Genomic DNA, 16,386 nt, shown 5'->3' with positions numbered 1-16,386 from the left:
GGCGCGCGTCCCCGTCTTTCGCTGAAACACGGACGTTCCCGCCTGATGACCGACATACACCGCGATATCAAACCACTGGGCGAACGCCCGCGAATTCTTCAGATGCAGGAGGTGGACAAGACCTTCAACGGCAATGTCGCGGCTTTGCGCCGCATGTCACTGACCGTCAACGAAGGCGACCTGATCTCGCTTCTGGGGCCGTCGGGTTGCGGCAAGTCCACGGCGCTGCGGTTGATCGCCGGCTTGATGCGGCCCACCAGGGGCCGGATCGTCTGGGATGGTGGGCAAAGCGCGGACGACCTTGGCGTGGTGTTTCAGGAACCCACGCTGATGCCATGGGCCACGGTCATTCAGAACGTCTACCTGCCATTCCGGCTGCGCGGGCAATCGCTGGCGTCGGTGCGCGACCGGATCGGTGAGGTGCTTCACCTCGTCGGCCTCGACAAGTTCGTCGAGTCCTATCCGCGCGAATTGTCGGGCGGCATGAAGATGCGCGTCTCGATCGCCCGCGCACTGGTGACCAACCCGCGGTTGATCCTGATGGATGAGCCCTTTGCCGCGCTGGACGAGATCACGCGGCAAAAATTGAACAACGACCTGCTATCGCTGAAGGCGGCGACAGGCTGCACGGTGATCTTCGTGACTCACTCGGTCTTTGAATCGGTGTTCCTGTCGGACCGCATCCTTGTGATGGCGCCGCGCCCGGGCCGGGTGATCAGCGAGATCACCGTCGATCAGCCATATCCGCGCGACAGCGCTTTCCGCACATCGCCCGAATATGCCGCGATTGCGCGGCGCACGTCTGACACGCTGATGGCGGCGATGGGCAATACCGAGATGGAGGCCGAGACATGAGCATTGCCGAGGATGGGACAAGCGGGCTGAAACCCGCGGTGAACGAACCCGAAAGCGCGCTCTACGATGCGGAAGAGGCCCGTTACGCCCGCGCGCGACGGATCGAGGCGGTGGCGAAATGGGCGCTGCCGATCATCGTGATGACGCTGGCAATCTGGGGTTGGGACCGGCTGGTCGTCATCAACAACATCCCCAAGTACATCCTGCCCTCGCCCGGCCTTGTTGTGGAAACGCTGATCAAGGATTGGGGCATTCTTTACCCCTCCATGCTGGTGACGCTGAAGATCACCCTTACCGCGCTGGCGGTGGCGGTGGTGGGCGGTGTCCTGCTGGCGGTCCTCTTCACGCAAAGCAAGTTCGCCGAGATGTCGTTCTTTCCCTTCGCCGTCATCATGCAGGTGACGCCGATTGTCTCGGTCGCGCCGCTGATCTTTATCTATGTCACCAACGGCTTCGTGGCGCTGATCCTGTGCGCGTGGATCGTGGCGTTCTTCCCGATCCTCGCCAACACGACGCTGGGGCTGAAATCGGCCGATCATAACCTGCGCGACCTGATGACGATCTACCGCGCCAATCGCTGGCAGCGGCTGCGCTACCTGCAACTGCCCTCGGCGCTGCCCTATTTCCTTGGCGGCCTGCGCATCGCCGGCGGTCTCAGCCTGATCGGGGCGATCGTGGCGGAATATGTCGCGGGATCGACGGCGGCCGGCTCTGGCCTTGCCTTCCGCATCCTTGAGGCGAGTTATCGGTTGAACATCCCGCGGATGTATGCGGGTCTGCTCCTCATCGCGCTGATGGGCGTCGCGATCTTCATGATCACCGCGGGCCTGAACCATTTCCTTCTGCGCAAGTGGCATGAAAGTGCCCTGAAAAGAGACTGATGAACGACTTTCTGACCCTGCCCGACGCGCCCGCCCTGCGCCTCGACAACCTGACGCTGCCGGGCTGCCTTGCGGGCAGCACCGCCGAAACCGTGCGCGGTAGCCTGACGGTTTCGCAGGGGCGGATCGTGGCTGACGCGCCCGGTGCGGCCAGCGTGGACATGAAGGGGGCCATGGCCTTTCCCACCTTCGTCGACATGCACACCCATCTCGACAAGGGCCATATCTGGCCGCGCACGCCTAACCTCGACGGCAGTTTCGCCGGCGCGCTGACGGCCGTGGGCGGCGACCGCGAGGCGGCGTGGAGCGCCGAGGACGTGCGCACCCGGATGACTTTCGCCCTGCGCGCAGCCTACGCGCATGGTACCGGGGCGATCCGCACCCACCTCGACAGCATCCCGCCGCAGGACGACATCAGCTGGGGCGTGTTCCGCGAGGTGCGACAGGACTGGGCCGGGCGCATCGCGCTGCAGGCGGCCTGCCTGCTGGGCTGCGAGGGGGCGACCAACGACGGCCCCTTCACCCATACCGCCGATCTAGTCGCGGCCTCGGGCGGCATCTTGGGCATGGTCACCTACCCGGTGCCGGGCCTTCAGGGGATGCTCGATACCTTCTTCGATCACGCCATTGCGCGCGGGCTGGAGGTGGATTTCCACGCCGACGAGACGATGGACCCCGAGGTCAACACGCTGAAGTCCATCGCCGAGACGGTGCTGGAGCGCGGCTTTGACAGGCCAGTGACGGTGGGCCATCTCTGCTCGCTCTCGACCATGCCCGAGGCCGAGGCGCTGCGCACGCTGGATCTGGTCGCCAAGGCCGGGCTGAACGTGGTCAGCCTGCCGATGTGCAATCTCTACCTGCAGGACCGCCATGCCGCGCGCACACCGCGTGGCCGGGGCATTACCCTGGTGCACGAGATGAAGGCGCGCGGCATCAATGTCAGCTTCGCCTCCGACAACACCCGCGACCCGTTCTATGCCTATGGCGATCTCGACATGCTGGAGGTGATGCGCGAGGCAACCCGCATCGGCCATCTCGACCATGCCGACCCGGACTGGACGCTGGCCTTCACCGTCAATCCTGCCCGCGCCTGCGGGTTCGCGGCACCCTCTTTCGCGCCGGGCGCGCCTGCCGACCTGGTGATCTGCCGTGCGCGGTCCTGGACCGAGCTATTCGCCCGCCCGCAATCGGACCGGATCGTCCTGCGCGGCGGCCGCGCCATCGACCGCACGCTGCCCGATTACGCCGAACTCGACCACCTGATGAGGACCGCATGACCGCCAACATCGAGGCCGCAAAGGCCGCCCTTGCCCATCTCGACCTCGACACCAACCCGGTGTCGGTGAAGGCCAAGAGCCGTGATTTCTTCTGGTATTCGCCGGTGCTGAAGGCGCGGCTGGACCATGTCACCGCCGATTTCGCCGTCGCCCCCCGGACCGAGGCCGAGGTGATCGAGGTGCTGAAGGTCTGCTACGCACATGACGTGCCCGTCACCACGCGGGGCACCGGCACCGGCAATTATGGCCAGGCGATGCCGCTGGCGGGCGGCTGCATCCTGCACCTCAACCAGTTCAACAAGGTCAAGGAGATCCATCCGGGCCGGGTGATCGTGGAGCCGGGCGCGATCCTGAAAGACATCGACGCGGCCTGCAAGGCGCAGTCGGGGCAGGAGCTGCGCATGTTCTCGTCGACCTGGGCGACAGCGACGATCGGCGGGTTCGTGGCGGGCGGGTCGGGCGGCGTGGGTTCGGTCCGTTGGGGCGGCCTGCGCGATCTTGGCAACATCATCCGGCTGCGCGTCGTGACGATGGAGGCCGAGCCGCGCGTCATGGAATTCACCGGCGAGGAGCTGCACCGCGTCAGCCACGCCTATGGCACCAACGGCATCATCACCGAGCTGGAGATGCCGCTGGCCCCAGCCTATGACTGGGTGGGGATGTTCGTGACGCTACCCGATTTCCCCTCGGCCAATCGTTTCGGCTATGAGCTGGCCTGCGAGGACGGGCTGCTGGTCAAGCTGGTGACGGTGTTCGAGGCGCCGATCGCGCAGGACTATTTCCAGCGCGTTTCGCCTTATGTGAATCCGGGGCAGGCGGTGCTGGCGCTGATGGTGGCGCCCCACGCGATGGGCGCCTTCGCCACCTTCGCCGCGCGCTGGCCCGAGGCCGACGTGATCTGGCGGTCCGACCATCCTGCCTGGCCCAAGGACCCCGGGCATGTCTTCGAATACGGCTGGAACCATACCACGCTGCGCGCGCTGAAGGTCGACCCGAGCATCACCTACCTGCAGGTGGGGTACGGCACCGACAACCCGCTGGAACTGGTCGAGGCGGTGCGGCAGAAGTTTTCGCCCGAGGTGCTTCAGCATATCGAGGTGACGCGCGGCGGCGGCAAGGTGCAGATGGGCGGCCTGAGCATCGTGAAGTTCACCACCGAGGCGCGGCTGGACGAGATCGTGCGCGAGCACGAGGCGATGGGCGCGATGATCTTCAACCCGCACCGCTACACGCTGGAAGAGGGCGGGCGGCAGGCGGTGGACGCGCGCCAGCTGGATTTCAAGCGCGAGGCCGATCCCAAGGGCCTGCTGAACCCCGGCAAGATGATCGCCTGGGACGATCCCGCCTGGGACTATGCCCGGATGTATGCCTGGCCGGGCATGATGAAGGCGGCGGAATAGCGCGCGGCGGCGGTGGCCGGGGGGCCAGCCCCCCGGCACCCCCCGGAGTATTTTTGGCAAGATGAAGAGGGTCTGACATGGGCCGCGTCATGGTGATCTTTGCGCATCCGGTGCCGGAAAGCTTTTCGGCGGTGCTGCATAGCACGGTGGTGGAGCGGTTGCAGGCCAAGGGCTGGGAGGTGGACGATTGCGACCTTTACGCCGAGGGGTTCAGTCCGGTCCTGACGACCGAAGAGCGGCGCAATTACCATGACACAGCGATCAACTGCGCGCCGGTGCAGGTCTATGTCGACCGGTTGCGCGCGGCGCAGGCGCTGGTGCTGGTCTTTCCGGTCTGGAACTATGGCTACCCGGCGATCCTGAAAGGGTTCTTCGACCGGGTGTTCCTGCCGGGCGTGAGTTTCGACCTGGCAGATGGCAAGCTGACGCCGGCGCTGCTGAACATCCGCAAGCTGGCCGCGGTCACGACCTATGGCGGCACGCGCTGGCGCACGTTCCTGGCGGGAGATGCACCGCGCAAGGTGGTGACGCGCGCGGTCTGGGGTGTGACGCGGGCCTCCACCACGCGCTATCTCGCGCTGCATGACATGAACAATGCCACCGAGGCGCAGCGGCGGGCCTTCCTGGCCCGCGTGGGCCAGGAGATGGACCGGTTCTGATGCGCGCGCTTGTCGTCCATTGCCACCCCAGTCCCGGCAGCTTCAACGCCGCGGTGCGCGACGTGGTGCTGGACAAGCTGGCGGCTAGCGGGGCCGAGGTGCGGTTGCACGACCTTTACGCCGAGGATTTCGCGCCGCTGCTGACGCGGGCGGAGTGGGAGGGGTATCTGAATACGCCGGCCAACCGCGCGCCGGTCGAACGCTACTGCGCCGACGTGGAATGGTGCGATACGCTGATCTTCGTCTATCCCACCTGGTGGTATGGCCTGCCCGCGATGTTGAAGGGATGGCTGGACCGGGTGTTGCTGCCTGACGTGGCCTTCCTGATGCCCGATGCCAGCCATCGCACGATCCGGCCGGGGCTGCGGCAAATCACCCGGCTGGGGATCTTCACCACCTGCGGGGCAAGCTGGTGGCTGACCCTGCTGGTGGGCGCGCCCGGGCGGCGGCAACTGGCGCGTGGCGTGGGCTGGCTTTGTGCGCCGCGGGCGCGGCGGGTTTTCGCGGCGCATTACCTGATGGACAGCTCCACCCCAGCCAGCCGCGCGCGGCACCTGGGCCGGGTGGCGGCGAAGATGGACAGGCTGATCGGGCGGCGCATCGCCGCGACGGCGGCACGAACGGAGGTGGCAGAATGACACGCAGGATGGACTGGAAGGATTACCGCGCGCCGGAATGGAAAGAGGTCGATCCGCTGCGGACGATCGCGATCCTGCCCACGGCGGCGATCGAGCAGCACGGGCCGCACCTGCCGGTGGGCACCGACACGATCATCAACGAAGGGATGCTGGCGCTGCTGCGCGAAAAATGCCCCGAGGACCTCGACCTGCGGATCCTGCCGGTGCAGGCCGTGGGCAAGTCGAACGAGCATCTGTGGGCGCCGGGCACGCTGACGCTGAGCGCGCCCACCGCGCTGGCCGTCTGGACCGAGATCGGCCTGTCGGTGGCGCGAGCGGGCGTGCGCAAGATGGTCATCCTCAACAGCCATGGCGGCAACGTGGACCTGATTTCCATCGTCGGGCGCGAGTTGCGGGTGCGCACAGGCATGTTCGTGGTCAAGCTGGGCTGGGGCGCGCATGGCGCGCCCGAGGGGATATATTCGAAGCAGGAAAGCACCTACGGCATCCATGGCGGCGACGTGGAAACCTCGCTGGTGCTGGCCTTTGCGCCCGAGACCGTGGACATGGCCGCGGCGCAGGATTTCCGCTCGACCGCGGAGAGCAGCGCGATCTCGCCCATCGGCGGGATCAGCTATGGCTGGGTTTCGTCCGACCTCAACCCGCACGGGGTGGTGGGCGAGGCGCATCTGGCGACCGCGGAAAAGGGCCATGCCACCGCCGAGAAGATGGTGACTGACGTGATCGGCCTGTTGCGCAAGGTCGCGGCGCAACCGCTTGAAGGGTTCGAGCCTATCGTGCCACGCTTTTGAAGGCACGCATTGAACGGCAGTTGACCGCGCGCGGGAGCGATGACTAGACTTCCGACAAGGGTGCCGTTCGAGCGCCCGTTGATTTTGAAACGGGGGATTTGTCATGAAAACATTCAAGGCTTTGCAAGTCGCCGCGTTGTGCCTGACGCTGGGCGCAACAAGTGTGTCAGCGGCGAACATCACGCCCACCAGCAACGACAACAACAACGGTATCCTGATTGCCGCTGTTCTGATCGGACTGCTGGTCTGGATCGGTCACGAATATCCGAAACCCGCGCCAGCGACCCGAGGAGACGCAGATCCGTCCGGCACGACCGGCGACAGTGACGTACTGATGAAGTTCTGATCCGGGCAACCGGACAAACGGCGGCATCGCCGCCAGCAATGGAGGGACGAAAATGAAGATCGCCAAGTCCTTGTCGGCTGTGGCTCTGTGCCTTGCGCTGGGGGCCACCAGCGCCACGGCGGGAAGCCAGGTGCAGACCAGCAACGACAACAACAACGGCATCCTGATTGCCGCCGTGGTTCTGGGTTTCCTTCTGTGGTTCCAGCACGAAAACCCGAAAGCCGCACCCGCGACCCGGGGCAAGGCGGATCCTTCCGCGCCGCCCGCGGACGGTGACGTGTTGATGAAGTTCTGACAACCGCCAGACACGGGCCATGATGGTCCCGTGTAAAGAGGAGTTTCTTGATGAAACTGATGAAGTCCCTTGCCTGCGCTACGCTTTGCCTCGGCCTTGGTGTCACGCCTGCCCTTGCCCAGGCGACGCCGAATATTCAGGTGATTCCCAAGTATACCACCTCCAGCAACGACAACGGCGCGGCGATTGCCGGCATCCTGATCGGCCTGTTGGTGTGGATGGCATTCCAGTATCCGAAGGCGACGCCGACGACGCGCGGCGCAAGCAGCCCGTCGGGCAACAGCGACGACAGCGACGTTCTGATGAAATTCTGATCTGCGTGCCCGGTCCTCAGGGCCGGGCGCCGATCATCCGCCGCAAAGGCGACAGCATCACCGGCCCCAACCGGTGCGTGGCAAGTGGTGCATCATCCCTGTCGGTCAGTCCGAAGGTGATATCTTCGGCCCCGCGGATCACGTAGAGCGTTCCGAACATCCAGTCCCAAAGTGCCAGCATGGTGCCGAAGTTCCGCCCGTAATGGGCCGGGTCGGTGCTGTGGTGAATCTGGTGCTGGGCGGGCGAGATGAAGACATGCTCCAGCACGCGGCCATAGCTGATCCAGACATGGCTGTGCTGGAAATTCGCCAGCGCCGCATGGGCCAGCACGATGAAGGCGTTGATGCCGGCGATCGTCGCAATGGTCGTGTCCGGATCAAGCGTGCCCACCAGCACGCCCTGCGCCGCGCCGATCAGGACCGAGTAGACGACGGAACTGACCAGCAGCGCGCCGGGATGCTGGCGAAACGCGGTGAAGGGCGTCAGCACCTCGGCGCTGTGATGGACCGCGTGCAGCGGCCAGAGCGGGCGGAGGTGATGGAACCAGCGATGGATCCAGTAAAGCAGAAAGTCGCTGAGCACCCACATCAGCAGCGCCAGCGCGACCGGGCCCAGCAAGGGCGGCGCGGCTGGATCACGCCCGATCAGGCGGACAACGCCGGCTGCCACAAGCGGTGCCGCGGACAGACGGGTGAAAATGCCCGAGAAGGCCAGCAGGCGGCCGATGACGAAAAGCACAAGGTCAAGCCGGTGTGACGGGTGCGCGTAAATGCGGCGCGGTAGCAGCCAGCGCCAGAACCCTCCTGATCGGCGCCCCAGTTTGTAGGCCAGCCAGGCGATGGGAAGGCTCAGCAGCAGGTATTCCGGTGCAACCTCGACCGAACTGCCGAAGAAACTGCGATAGAGGGCGTCGAACGAAACCATTGCGCCTCCGTGGAAACCTGACGCTGATTGCAGCCTCGCCGCGTGCTGATGTCAAGCGGTCCCGGGGCTTGGCAATACTGCGCGGGCGCTGGCAGTCTGGCAAAAGAACGACCAAGCCAGAGGGATTCGCGGAATGACGGGGCAGGACAAGGATGCGTGGACCGGTTTGCAGGGGCCGGATTTCGTTGCCCGGCCCGCGCATCGCGACTGGTTGCTGCGGCAGGCGGGGCGGTTGTTCGATCTGTTTCAGCCGGCGGCGCTGAACCCGGCGGGCGGGTTCTTCGCGCTGGACGCGGCGGGGCGGCCGCGGCCGGGGCAGGGGGCCGGCGGTACGGTGCGGCACCTGCACGAAACGACGCGGATGATCCACTGTTTCGCCGCGGCCCACCTGCTGGGCCTGCCCGGTGCAGACAGGATGGTTGATCACGGGATGCGCTTTGTGTGGGAGCGGCACCGCGACGGGCGCAATGGCGGCTACGTCTGGTCGGTCGACGATAGCGGGCCCATCGATGCCACCAAGCAGGCCTATGGCCACGCCTTCGTCCTGCTGGCCGGGGCCTCGGCCAAGATGGTAGGCCATCCCGATGCCGACCGGCTGATCGCCGATGTGACCGAGGTCATCGAGACGCGGTTCTGGGATGAGGCCGCCGGCGCCACGACGGAGGAATACGCCCCCGACTGGACGCCGCTTGGCCCCTATCGCGGGCAGAACTCGAACATGCACTTGACCGAGGCGCTGATGGCCGCCTTCGAGGCCACGGGCGAGGCGGGCTACCTGCAAAAGGCCGGTCGGATCGCGGCCCTTATCATCAATTGCCATGCCCGCGCCGAGGGCTGGCGCGTGGCCGAGCATTTCCACGCCGACTGGACCATCGACCGGGCCTATGCCGGCGACCCGATGTTCCGCCCCGCAGGCACAACGCCGGGCCATGCGCTGGAATGGAGCAGGCTGCTCAACCAGCTATGGGAGCTGTCGGGCCGCGCGCATGATTGGCTGCCCGAGGCTGCGCGCGCGCTCTTTCTCAAGACCTGCGCGATCGGCTGGGACGGGGAACGGGGCGGCTTTTACTATACGCTCGACTGGGAGGACCGGCCCGACCGGGCCGACCGCTACTGGTGGCCCTGCGCCGAGGGCATCGCGGCGGCCGCGGTGCTGCGCCAAAGCCAGGGCGATGCGGAGTTTGAGACGTGGTATCGCCGCATCTGGGGCTTTGCCGCGCATCACCTGATCGACCCGGCCAATGGCGGCTGGTTTCCCGAACTGGGCGCCGACCTGCGCCCGGTCGAGAAGGTCTTTTCCGGCAAGCCCGACCTCTACCACGCGGTGCAGGCCTGCCTGATCCCGCTGGTGCCCGCGACCGGCAGCGTCATTGCCGGGCTGGCGGCCTCCGCGCGCTAAGTCTGCGTGCGGGGCGGGAAAAAGGTTGCCCGCGCGGGGCTGCGCATGGGAAGCTTTGGCCGTAACCAGTGAGAATCACCGAAGGCCCGGTTGCCGATGTCCGCTTCGCCAGCGCCTGCCCTGCTGATCGACGATCCCGCCGTTCTGGTCGAGGCGTTGCAGCGGCAAGGCTGGAGGGTGATCGGCCCGCAGGCGCGCGACGGTGCCATCACCTACGATCCGCTGACCCCCGGCGCGACCCTGCCCAAGGGCCTGACCGACACGCAGGAGGGCGGCCATTACCGGCTGGGCGCGGGCGATCCGGGCCGGTGGTTCGATTACGTCGTGGGTCCGCAAAGCTGGAAAAAGCACCTCTTTCCGTCCCGGCAGAAGCTGTGGGAGGCCAGCCGCACCGATGACGGCTTTGCCGTGACCCCGGTGCAGGACGATTACCCGAAAACCGCTTTCTTCGGCGTTCGCGCCTGCGAGATCGCGGCGATGGAGGTGCAAGACCGGGTCTTTGACAACGGCGATTTCGCCGATCCCGGCTATGGACGCCGCCGCGCCGCGACGCTGATCGTCGCGGTGAACTGCACCCGCGCGGCCGCCACCTGTTTTTGCGCCTCGATGCAGACAGGGCCGCGCGCCAAGGCCGGTTTCGACATCGCGCTGACCGAGCTGGCCACAGGCACCGGCCTGCTGGTCGAGGTGGGCAGCGACAGGGGCGCGGAAATCGTGGACGGGCTGGACCTGCCCCGCGCCAATGCCGCCCACAGGGCCGAGGCCGAGGCGGCCAGCGCCGCCGCCGCCGCGATGCAGACCCGCGCGATGCCGCCGGGCATGGCGGGCGTTCTGGCCGCGAACCTCGATCATCCGCAATGGCAGGTGGTCGCCGATGCTTGTCTCAGCTGCGGCAATTGCACGATGGCCTGTCCCACCTGCTTTTGCAGCGACGTGGAGGATGTCAACGACCTGTCGGGCGATCATACCGAGCGTTGGCGGACCTGGGACAGCTGCTTTACCGTCGATTTCACCTACGTGCATGGCGGCGCTGTCCGCCGCTCGACCGCGTCGCGCTATCGCCAGTGGATGACGCACAAGCTGTCGTCGTGGGAGGCGCAGTTCGGCACCTCGGGCTGCGTCGGCTGCGGGCGGTGCATCGCCTGGTGCCCGGTCGGCATCGACATCACTGCCGAGGCCGCGGCCATCGCCGCGAGCCCCGTCCCGAAGGAGTAGGCCATGCAGACCCATGGGTTCGAGGAGATCCTCGCCGAGCATCCCATCTTCAAGTCCTTCGATGCGCCTACGCAGGCGCTGCTGGCGGGCTGCGCGCGAAACGAGCATTTCAAGGCGGGCAGCCTGATCTATGGCGAGGGCGACGCCGCCGATCGCGCTTACCTGCTGCGCCACGGTGACGTGGCCGTCGAGATTGCCAGCCCCGAACGTGGGCCACTGATCGTCGAGACGCTGCACGCGGGCGACATGCTGTCATGGGGCTGGATGGTGCCGCCGTACCAGCACATGTCCGAGGCCCGCGCGGTGACCGAAGTTCGTGCCGTGAGCCTTGATGCCGAATGCCTTCGGGGCAAGATGGAGGCGAACCCCGTTCTGGGCTACCAGATGTTTGCCCATGTCCTGCCGCACATGGCCGCGCGGGTGCGCGCGCTGCGGATGCAGTTGCTGGACCTTTACGGGGCGCCGCGCACATGACGGCGATGCCGAAACCGGGCGCGATGCCTGACCCGATGGTTCCGCGCCGCTTCCGCGTCCGCAAGGCCTGGGACGAGATCGACGGCGTCGCGACGATGGAGCTGGACCCCGTCGACGGACCGCAGATTGCCTTTCAGCCGGGCCAGTTCAACATGCTTTATGCCTTTGGAGTTGGCGAGATCGCGGTGTCGATCTCGGGTGATGCGGCGCGGGCCGACACGCTGACCCACACCACCCGGGCGGTCGGCGCGGTCTCGACCGCCATCACCCGGCTGAAAGCGGGCGACATGGTTGGCGTGCGCGGCCCTTTCGGCAGCGCCTGGCCCATCGCCGAACAGGAGGGGCGGCACATCGTCTTCGTCGCGGGCGGTCTCGGCCTCGCCCCCTTGCGCCCCGCGATCTACCACGTGCTCAACAACCGCGACCGTTACGCCGGTTTCACGCTGGTTTACGGCGCGCGCTCGCCGTCCGAGCTGGTCTTTGCCGACGAGGTGAAGGACTGGAAATCGCGTTTCGATACCGAGATCGAGGTGACGGTGGACCATGCCGCGCCGGGCTGGACGGGGCATGTGGGCGTGGTCACGACATGGCTGGACAAGACCCTGCTGACGGTCGACCCCGCCACCGTTTCGGCCTTCATGTGCGGGCCGGAGATCATGATGCGGTTTTCCGCGGCCAGCCTCGCCAATGCCGGGGTCGCGGCCGAGCGGCAGTTCGTTTCGCTGGAGCGCAACATGAAATGCGCCATCGGGTTCTGCGGCCATTGCCAGTATGGCGCCGATTTCATCTGCCGCGACGGCCCGGTCTTTCGCTACGACGCGGTGGCGGCACGGCTGAAGCTGAAGGAGTTCTGAGCATGGCCCGCCCCAAGCTTGCCGTCTGGAAATTCTCGTCCTGCGACGGCTGCCAGCTGACCATCCTCGATTGCGAGGATGAGTTGCTGGAGATCGCCGGTGCGCTGGACATCGCACAATTCCTCGAGGCGACGAGCGAGGTGAAGGACGGGCCCTACGATATCAGCCTTGTCGAAGGCTCGATCACCACGGCCCATGACATGGAGCGGATCAAGGCCATCCGGGCCCAATCGAAGGTGCTGATTTCTATCGGGGCCTGCGCCACGGCGGGCGGCATCCAGGCGCTGCGCAACTTCGCCGATGTCGAGGATTTCACCCGCGCGGTCTATGCCCATCCCGAGTATATCTCGACCCTCGCCCAGTCGACCGCCATCGCCGACCACGTCCAGGTGGATTTCGAGTTGCGCGGCTGCCCCGTCTCCAAGCACCAGTTGCTGGAGCTGATCACCGCCACGCTCGCGGGCCGCAAGCCGCATGTCCCGCGCGCCTCGCAATGCATGGAGTGCAAGAGGGCGGGCGCCGTCTGCGTGATGGTCAGCCAGGGCACGGCCTGTCTTGGCCCGGTCACGCAGGCCGGCTGCGGCAACCTGTGCCCCAGCCACCGGCGCGGCTGTTACGGCTGCTTCGGGCCGAAGGAGACGCCCAACGCGGTGGCGCTGTCGGCGCGACTGGCCGCCCAGGGCGCCACGCCGCCGCAACTGCGCGCGCTGTACCGCAGCTTCAACGCGGGCGCGGCCGATTTCGCCACCGAAAGCCGCCGCCATGACTGAGCGCGTGATCGAGGTCAACGAACTGGCCCGCGTTGAGGGCGAGGGCGCGCTTTACGTCCGGTTGAACGGGCGACAGGTGGAGCGGGTGGAATTCAAGATCCACGAACCGCCACGGTTCTTCGAGGCGCTCCTGCGCGGGCGCGACGCGATGGAGGTGCCCGACATCACCTCGCGCATCTGCGGCATTTGCCCCATCGCCTACATCATGTCGTCAAGCCAGGCGGTGGAGGATGCGACGGGCGTCGCGGTGACGCCCGACATCCACGCGCTGCGCCGGATGCTTTACTGCGGCGAGTGGATCCAGTCCCACGTCCTGCATGCCGCGATGCTGCATGCGCCCGATTTCCTGAACCTGCACGACGCCATCGCGATTGCGCAGGTCAATCCCGACCTCGTGAAAAAGGCGCTGCGGCTGAAGAAGGCGGGCAACATGTTGATGGAGGTGATCGGCGGGCGCGCCGTGCATCCCGTGAACACTCGCGTCGGCGGTTTCTACAAGGCGCCGTCGCGGCAGGCCATCGCCGCGATGATCCCCGAACTCGACTGGGGCGCGCAGGCCGCGCGCGAGGTGGCGCTGGCCTTTGCCGGGTTCACCTTCCCGCAGGACGAGACCGATTACATCTTCGTCTCGCTGATCCATGACACGCTTTATCCCATCTGCGAGGGGCGGATCGGGTCGAACCGGGGGCTGGACATCCCGGCAAGCGGCTTCAACGATCATTTCGTGGAAGAGCATGTCGCGCGGTCGAACGCGCTGCAGGGGCGGATGCGCGACGGTTCGCCCTACCTCGTGGGTCCGCTGGCGCGCTATGCCAACAACTACCACCTGCTGAGCGAGGCGGCGCGCCAGACCGCGCGCGATTGCGGATTGGGCGAGGTCGAGCGCAACCCCTACAAATCCATCCTCGTCCGCATGGTCGAGGTGCAATACGCCTTCGAGGAAGCGGCGCGGCTGGCCCGGGCCTACCAGGAGCCGTCGCCCGCCTTCATCGAGATCCCGCATCGCGCGGGCGTGGGCCATGCCTGCACCGAAGCGCCGCGCGGCATCTGCTATCACCGCTACGAGGTGGACGCGCAGCGCCGGGTGGTGATGGCGCAGATCGTGCCGCCCACCTCGCAGAACCAGCCGCAGATCGAGGCGGACCTGGCCCGCGTGGTGGCCGCCAACCTCGACATGGACGATGCCGCGCTGCAATGGCGCTGCGAACAGACCATCCGCAATTACGATCCCTGCATTTCCTGTGCGACGCATTTCTTGAAACTGACGGTCGAGCGTGTCTGACATCCTGTTCGTGGGGGTCGGCAACCGGTGGCGGCGTGACGATGGCGTGGGGCCTGTCGTCGCGCAGGCGCTGGCGGGGCAAGGGGCAAGGGCGATGGAACACGGGGCAGACGGGGCAGGGCTGATCGAGTTATTCGCCACCGCCCCTGCCGTGGTGCTGATCGACGCCACCCGCAGCGGCGCGGCCCCCGGCACGGTGCAGCAGTTCGATGCGGCGGCGGGGCCATTGCAGGCAGACCTTTTTCATTACTCCACCCACAGGTTCGGCTTGGCCGAGGCGGTGGAGACGGCGCGCGCCTTGGGCGATTTGCCCGCCCGGCTGGTGGTCTGGGGCATCGAAGGGGCCGATTTTGGGCCGGGCGAGGGGCTGAGCGCGTCGGTCGACATGGCGGCGCGGGCGCTGGTGACGCGGCTGAAAGAGGAGATGGGACCATGGTAAAGACGGCAGCGCGGGCCTGGGTGGCGGCGCATGCAGAGGCGTTATCCGACTGGACGCGCACGATCTGGGATTTCGGCGAAACCGCATGGCGCGAATACCGCAGCTGCGATTTCTACGTGGACCTGCTGCGGCGCGAGGGCTTCACGGTGGAAGAGGGCAGCGGCGGCATGCCGACCGCCTTTTGCGCAACCTGGGAGAACGGGCCGGGCCCGACCATCGGCGGCTATGCCGAATATGACGGCATTCCGGGCAACTGCCAGGCGGCGGCGCCGAAGAAGGGGCCGCGCGCGGGCCTCTCGCCCCATGCCGGCGGCCATACCGATCCGCATTCTGGGTTGGGCATCGGGTCTTTGGGTGGGTTTCTTGCCGCAAAGGCCGCGATGGAGGCGCACGGCATCGGCGGGCGGCTGAAGTTCTTCGGCGAGCCGGCCGAGAAGGTGCGCGGATCGAAACCGCTGCATGCCGCGGCGGGGTACTATGATGATCTGGATGCCGCGATCAGCTTTCACCCCTTCTACATGGCGCCCCTCTGCAACACCGTCCGCTGGGACACGCATTGCGGCGCGGGCTATGCGATGATCTACGAGTTCACCTGCGACGCGCCCGAGACATGGATGGCGGGCACTGATGCCTCGCCCATTCCCGCCTCGCACGCCTCGGCCCGCGCGCCGGGGGCGAACGACGCGCTGGTGGCGATGCTGCAGTCGGCCAAGGCGCTGAAAGAGCACGTGATGGCCTCGGGCGAAAGCTGGTCGATGAACGAGGCGATCCTGACCGCCGGGCAGGCCACCGCCGACAACATCCCCGCCCAGATCGCGCAAGCGACCTTCATCATCCGCATCTCCGAGGTGGCGCAGGCCGAGCATGTCGTGCGCGGGCTGGACCATTTCGCCGACTGCGCGGCACGGCTGACGCATTGCAGCTGGCGGCGGCACTGGGTGGCAAAATCGCGCCCCGGCCTGCCCAACCATGCCATGGCGCGGGCGACCTATGCCAACCTGCAGGCGGTCGGCGCGCCGCAATGGGGGGACAAAGCGGCCGCCTTTGCCCGCGACATCCAGAAAGAGCTGGGGCTGGACCCGATGGACCAGCCGTTCCTGCCGATGATTTCGGAGTTGATCGACCCCGAAGTGGCCGAGAAGCGCATCCGCCGGATGATCCCGCCCGACCAGCGCCATTTCACCTCGGACGACTATACCGAGTATTGCTGGCATGCGCCCACGGTGCGGCTTTACATCGGCCGGCCCGCGCTGGCGGCACCGCCCGGCTTTGCCTACCCGGCTTGGGCCATGAACGCGATGGGCGGGCACCCGGCCTGCATCGACCCGATGGTGCAGACAGCAGCGCAGGTGGTGGGAATGACCGTGCTGGATTGCCTGACCAACCCCGGCCTTCTGGACGAGGCGAAGGCCGAATTCACCCAGCGCACCGGCGGTGGCGTGGGCGGCACGGACTGGATCCCGCCCTTGGCCGATTATCCGCCGCCGATCCATTTCCGCTGGCCGGAATACGTGACCACGCGGCGCGGGACAGAATGGTGGATTCCGACGATGCCGGGCGAGGGATAGGGCA

Annotated in this window: 19 protein-coding genes; 18 read left to right on the top strand and 1 reads right to left on the bottom strand. The window is 66.6% G+C overall.

Translation table 11 applies throughout. The annotated features are described in order from the left end of the window. Positions 1 to 45: 45 nt before the first annotated feature. From GC146_RS13225 to GC146_RS13180, 10 genes are all read left to right on the top strand, one after another. A complete protein-coding gene (locus GC146_RS13225) occupies positions 46 to 855 on the top strand; it encodes an ABC transporter ATP-binding protein (RefSeq protein WP_291839414.1) in 810 nt (269 codons plus the stop codon). Beyond that, positions 852 to 1,736 carry an ABC transporter permease gene (locus tag GC146_RS13220; RefSeq protein ID WP_291839412.1) on the top strand — a complete coding sequence of 295 codons (885 nt, stop codon included), beginning with the start codon at positions 852 to 854 and terminating at the stop codon, positions 1,734 to 1,736. The genes GC146_RS13225 and GC146_RS13220 overlap by 4 nt, the downstream gene beginning before the upstream one ends. After that, positions 1,736 to 3,013, top strand: a complete 1,278-nt coding sequence (locus GC146_RS13215) for a cytosine deaminase (RefSeq protein WP_291839409.1) — start codon at positions 1,736 to 1,738, stop codon at positions 3,011 to 3,013. The genes GC146_RS13220 and GC146_RS13215 overlap by 1 nt, the downstream gene beginning before the upstream one ends. Continuing rightward, positions 3,010 to 4,413 carry an FAD-binding oxidoreductase gene (locus GC146_RS13210; protein ID WP_291839406.1) on the top strand — a complete coding sequence of 468 codons (1,404 nt, stop codon included), beginning with the start codon at positions 3,010 to 3,012 and terminating at the stop codon, positions 4,411 to 4,413. The genes GC146_RS13215 and GC146_RS13210 overlap by 4 nt, the downstream gene beginning before the upstream one ends. A gap of 77 nt (positions 4,414 to 4,490) precedes the next feature. Then, positions 4,491 to 5,072 carry an NAD(P)H-dependent oxidoreductase gene (locus tag GC146_RS13205; protein WP_291839403.1) on the top strand — a complete coding sequence of 194 codons (582 nt, stop codon included), beginning with the start codon at positions 4,491 to 4,493 and terminating at the stop codon, positions 5,070 to 5,072. Beyond that, on the top strand, positions 5,072 to 5,710 hold the full coding sequence (locus tag GC146_RS13200; protein ID WP_291839399.1) for an NAD(P)H-dependent oxidoreductase: 639 nt from the start codon (positions 5,072 to 5,074) through the stop codon (positions 5,708 to 5,710). Before GC146_RS13205 ends, GC146_RS13200 begins: the two co-directional genes overlap by 1 nt. Further along, a complete protein-coding gene (locus tag GC146_RS13195; protein ID WP_291839396.1) occupies positions 5,707 to 6,501 on the top strand; it encodes a creatininase family protein in 795 nt (264 codons plus the stop codon). Before GC146_RS13200 ends, GC146_RS13195 begins: the two co-directional genes overlap by 4 nt. A 103-nt stretch (positions 6,502 to 6,604) precedes the next feature. After that, positions 6,605 to 6,847, top strand: a complete 243-nt coding sequence (locus GC146_RS13190) for a hypothetical protein (protein WP_291839393.1) — start codon at positions 6,605 to 6,607, stop codon at positions 6,845 to 6,847. Between the two features lie 52 nt (positions 6,848 to 6,899). Next, complete coding sequence (locus GC146_RS13185) at positions 6,900 to 7,142, top strand: hypothetical protein (protein WP_291839390.1); 243 nt, start codon at positions 6,900 to 6,902, stop codon at positions 7,140 to 7,142. 50 nt (positions 7,143 to 7,192) lie between these two features. Next, positions 7,193 to 7,456: a hypothetical protein gene (locus GC146_RS13180; RefSeq protein ID WP_291839387.1), complete on the top strand. Its 264-nt coding sequence runs from the start codon at positions 7,193 to 7,195 to the stop codon at positions 7,454 to 7,456. A gap of 16 nt (positions 7,457 to 7,472) precedes the next feature. Here GC146_RS13180 and GC146_RS13175 read toward each other — a convergent pair whose 3' ends face one another. Further along, on the bottom strand, positions 7,473 to 8,381 hold the full coding sequence (locus GC146_RS13175; RefSeq protein ID WP_291839384.1) for a sterol desaturase family protein: 909 nt from the start codon (positions 8,379 to 8,381) through the stop codon (positions 7,473 to 7,475). Between the two features lie 133 nt (positions 8,382 to 8,514). On the opposite strand from GC146_RS13175, the gene GC146_RS13170 reads away from it, so the two are divergent. The 8 genes from GC146_RS13170 (at position 8,515) to GC146_RS13135 (ending at position 16,382) form a co-directional block, all read left to right on the top strand. Further along, complete coding sequence (locus GC146_RS13170; RefSeq protein ID WP_291839381.1) at positions 8,515 to 9,780, top strand: AGE family epimerase/isomerase; 1,266 nt, start codon at positions 8,515 to 8,517, stop codon at positions 9,778 to 9,780. A 96-nt stretch (positions 9,781 to 9,876) separates the two neighbouring features. Beyond that, positions 9,877 to 10,995, top strand: a complete 1,119-nt coding sequence (locus GC146_RS13165; RefSeq protein ID WP_291839378.1) for a 4Fe-4S dicluster domain-containing protein — start codon at positions 9,877 to 9,879, stop codon at positions 10,993 to 10,995. Between the two features lie 3 nt (positions 10,996 to 10,998). Further along, positions 10,999 to 11,469, top strand: coding sequence for a cyclic nucleotide-binding domain-containing protein (locus GC146_RS13160; RefSeq protein ID WP_291839375.1), 471 nt, complete (start codon positions 10,999 to 11,001; stop codon positions 11,467 to 11,469). Then, positions 11,466 to 12,323 carry an FAD/NAD(P)-binding protein gene (locus tag GC146_RS13155; RefSeq protein ID WP_291839370.1) on the top strand — a complete coding sequence of 286 codons (858 nt, stop codon included), beginning with the start codon at positions 11,466 to 11,468 and terminating at the stop codon, positions 12,321 to 12,323. The genes GC146_RS13160 and GC146_RS13155 overlap by 4 nt, the downstream gene beginning before the upstream one ends. A gap of 2 nt (positions 12,324 to 12,325) precedes the next feature. Next, positions 12,326 to 13,093: an oxidoreductase gene (locus GC146_RS13150; protein WP_291839367.1), complete on the top strand. Its 768-nt coding sequence runs from the start codon at positions 12,326 to 12,328 to the stop codon at positions 13,091 to 13,093. Further along, positions 13,086 to 14,375, top strand: a complete 1,290-nt coding sequence (locus GC146_RS13145; protein ID WP_291839364.1) for a nickel-dependent hydrogenase large subunit — start codon at positions 13,086 to 13,088, stop codon at positions 14,373 to 14,375. Before GC146_RS13150 ends, GC146_RS13145 begins: the two co-directional genes overlap by 8 nt. Next, on the top strand, positions 14,368 to 14,814 hold the full coding sequence (locus tag GC146_RS13140; protein WP_291839360.1) for a hydrogenase maturation protease: 447 nt from the start codon (positions 14,368 to 14,370) through the stop codon (positions 14,812 to 14,814). Before GC146_RS13145 ends, GC146_RS13140 begins: the two co-directional genes overlap by 8 nt. Beyond that, positions 14,808 to 16,382 (top strand): amidohydrolase, encoded by a 1,575-nt coding sequence (locus GC146_RS13135; RefSeq protein WP_291839358.1) that lies wholly within the window; start codon positions 14,808 to 14,810, stop codon positions 16,380 to 16,382. The genes GC146_RS13140 and GC146_RS13135 overlap by 7 nt, the downstream gene beginning before the upstream one ends. The last annotated feature ends 4 nt before the right edge of the window (positions 16,383 to 16,386 follow it).

The organism is Limimaricola sp., assembly GCF_016125575.1.
GTDB lineage: Bacteria > Pseudomonadota > Alphaproteobacteria > Rhodobacterales > Rhodobacteraceae > WGLM01.
This window is presented reverse-complemented; position numbering and strand designations above follow the sequence as displayed.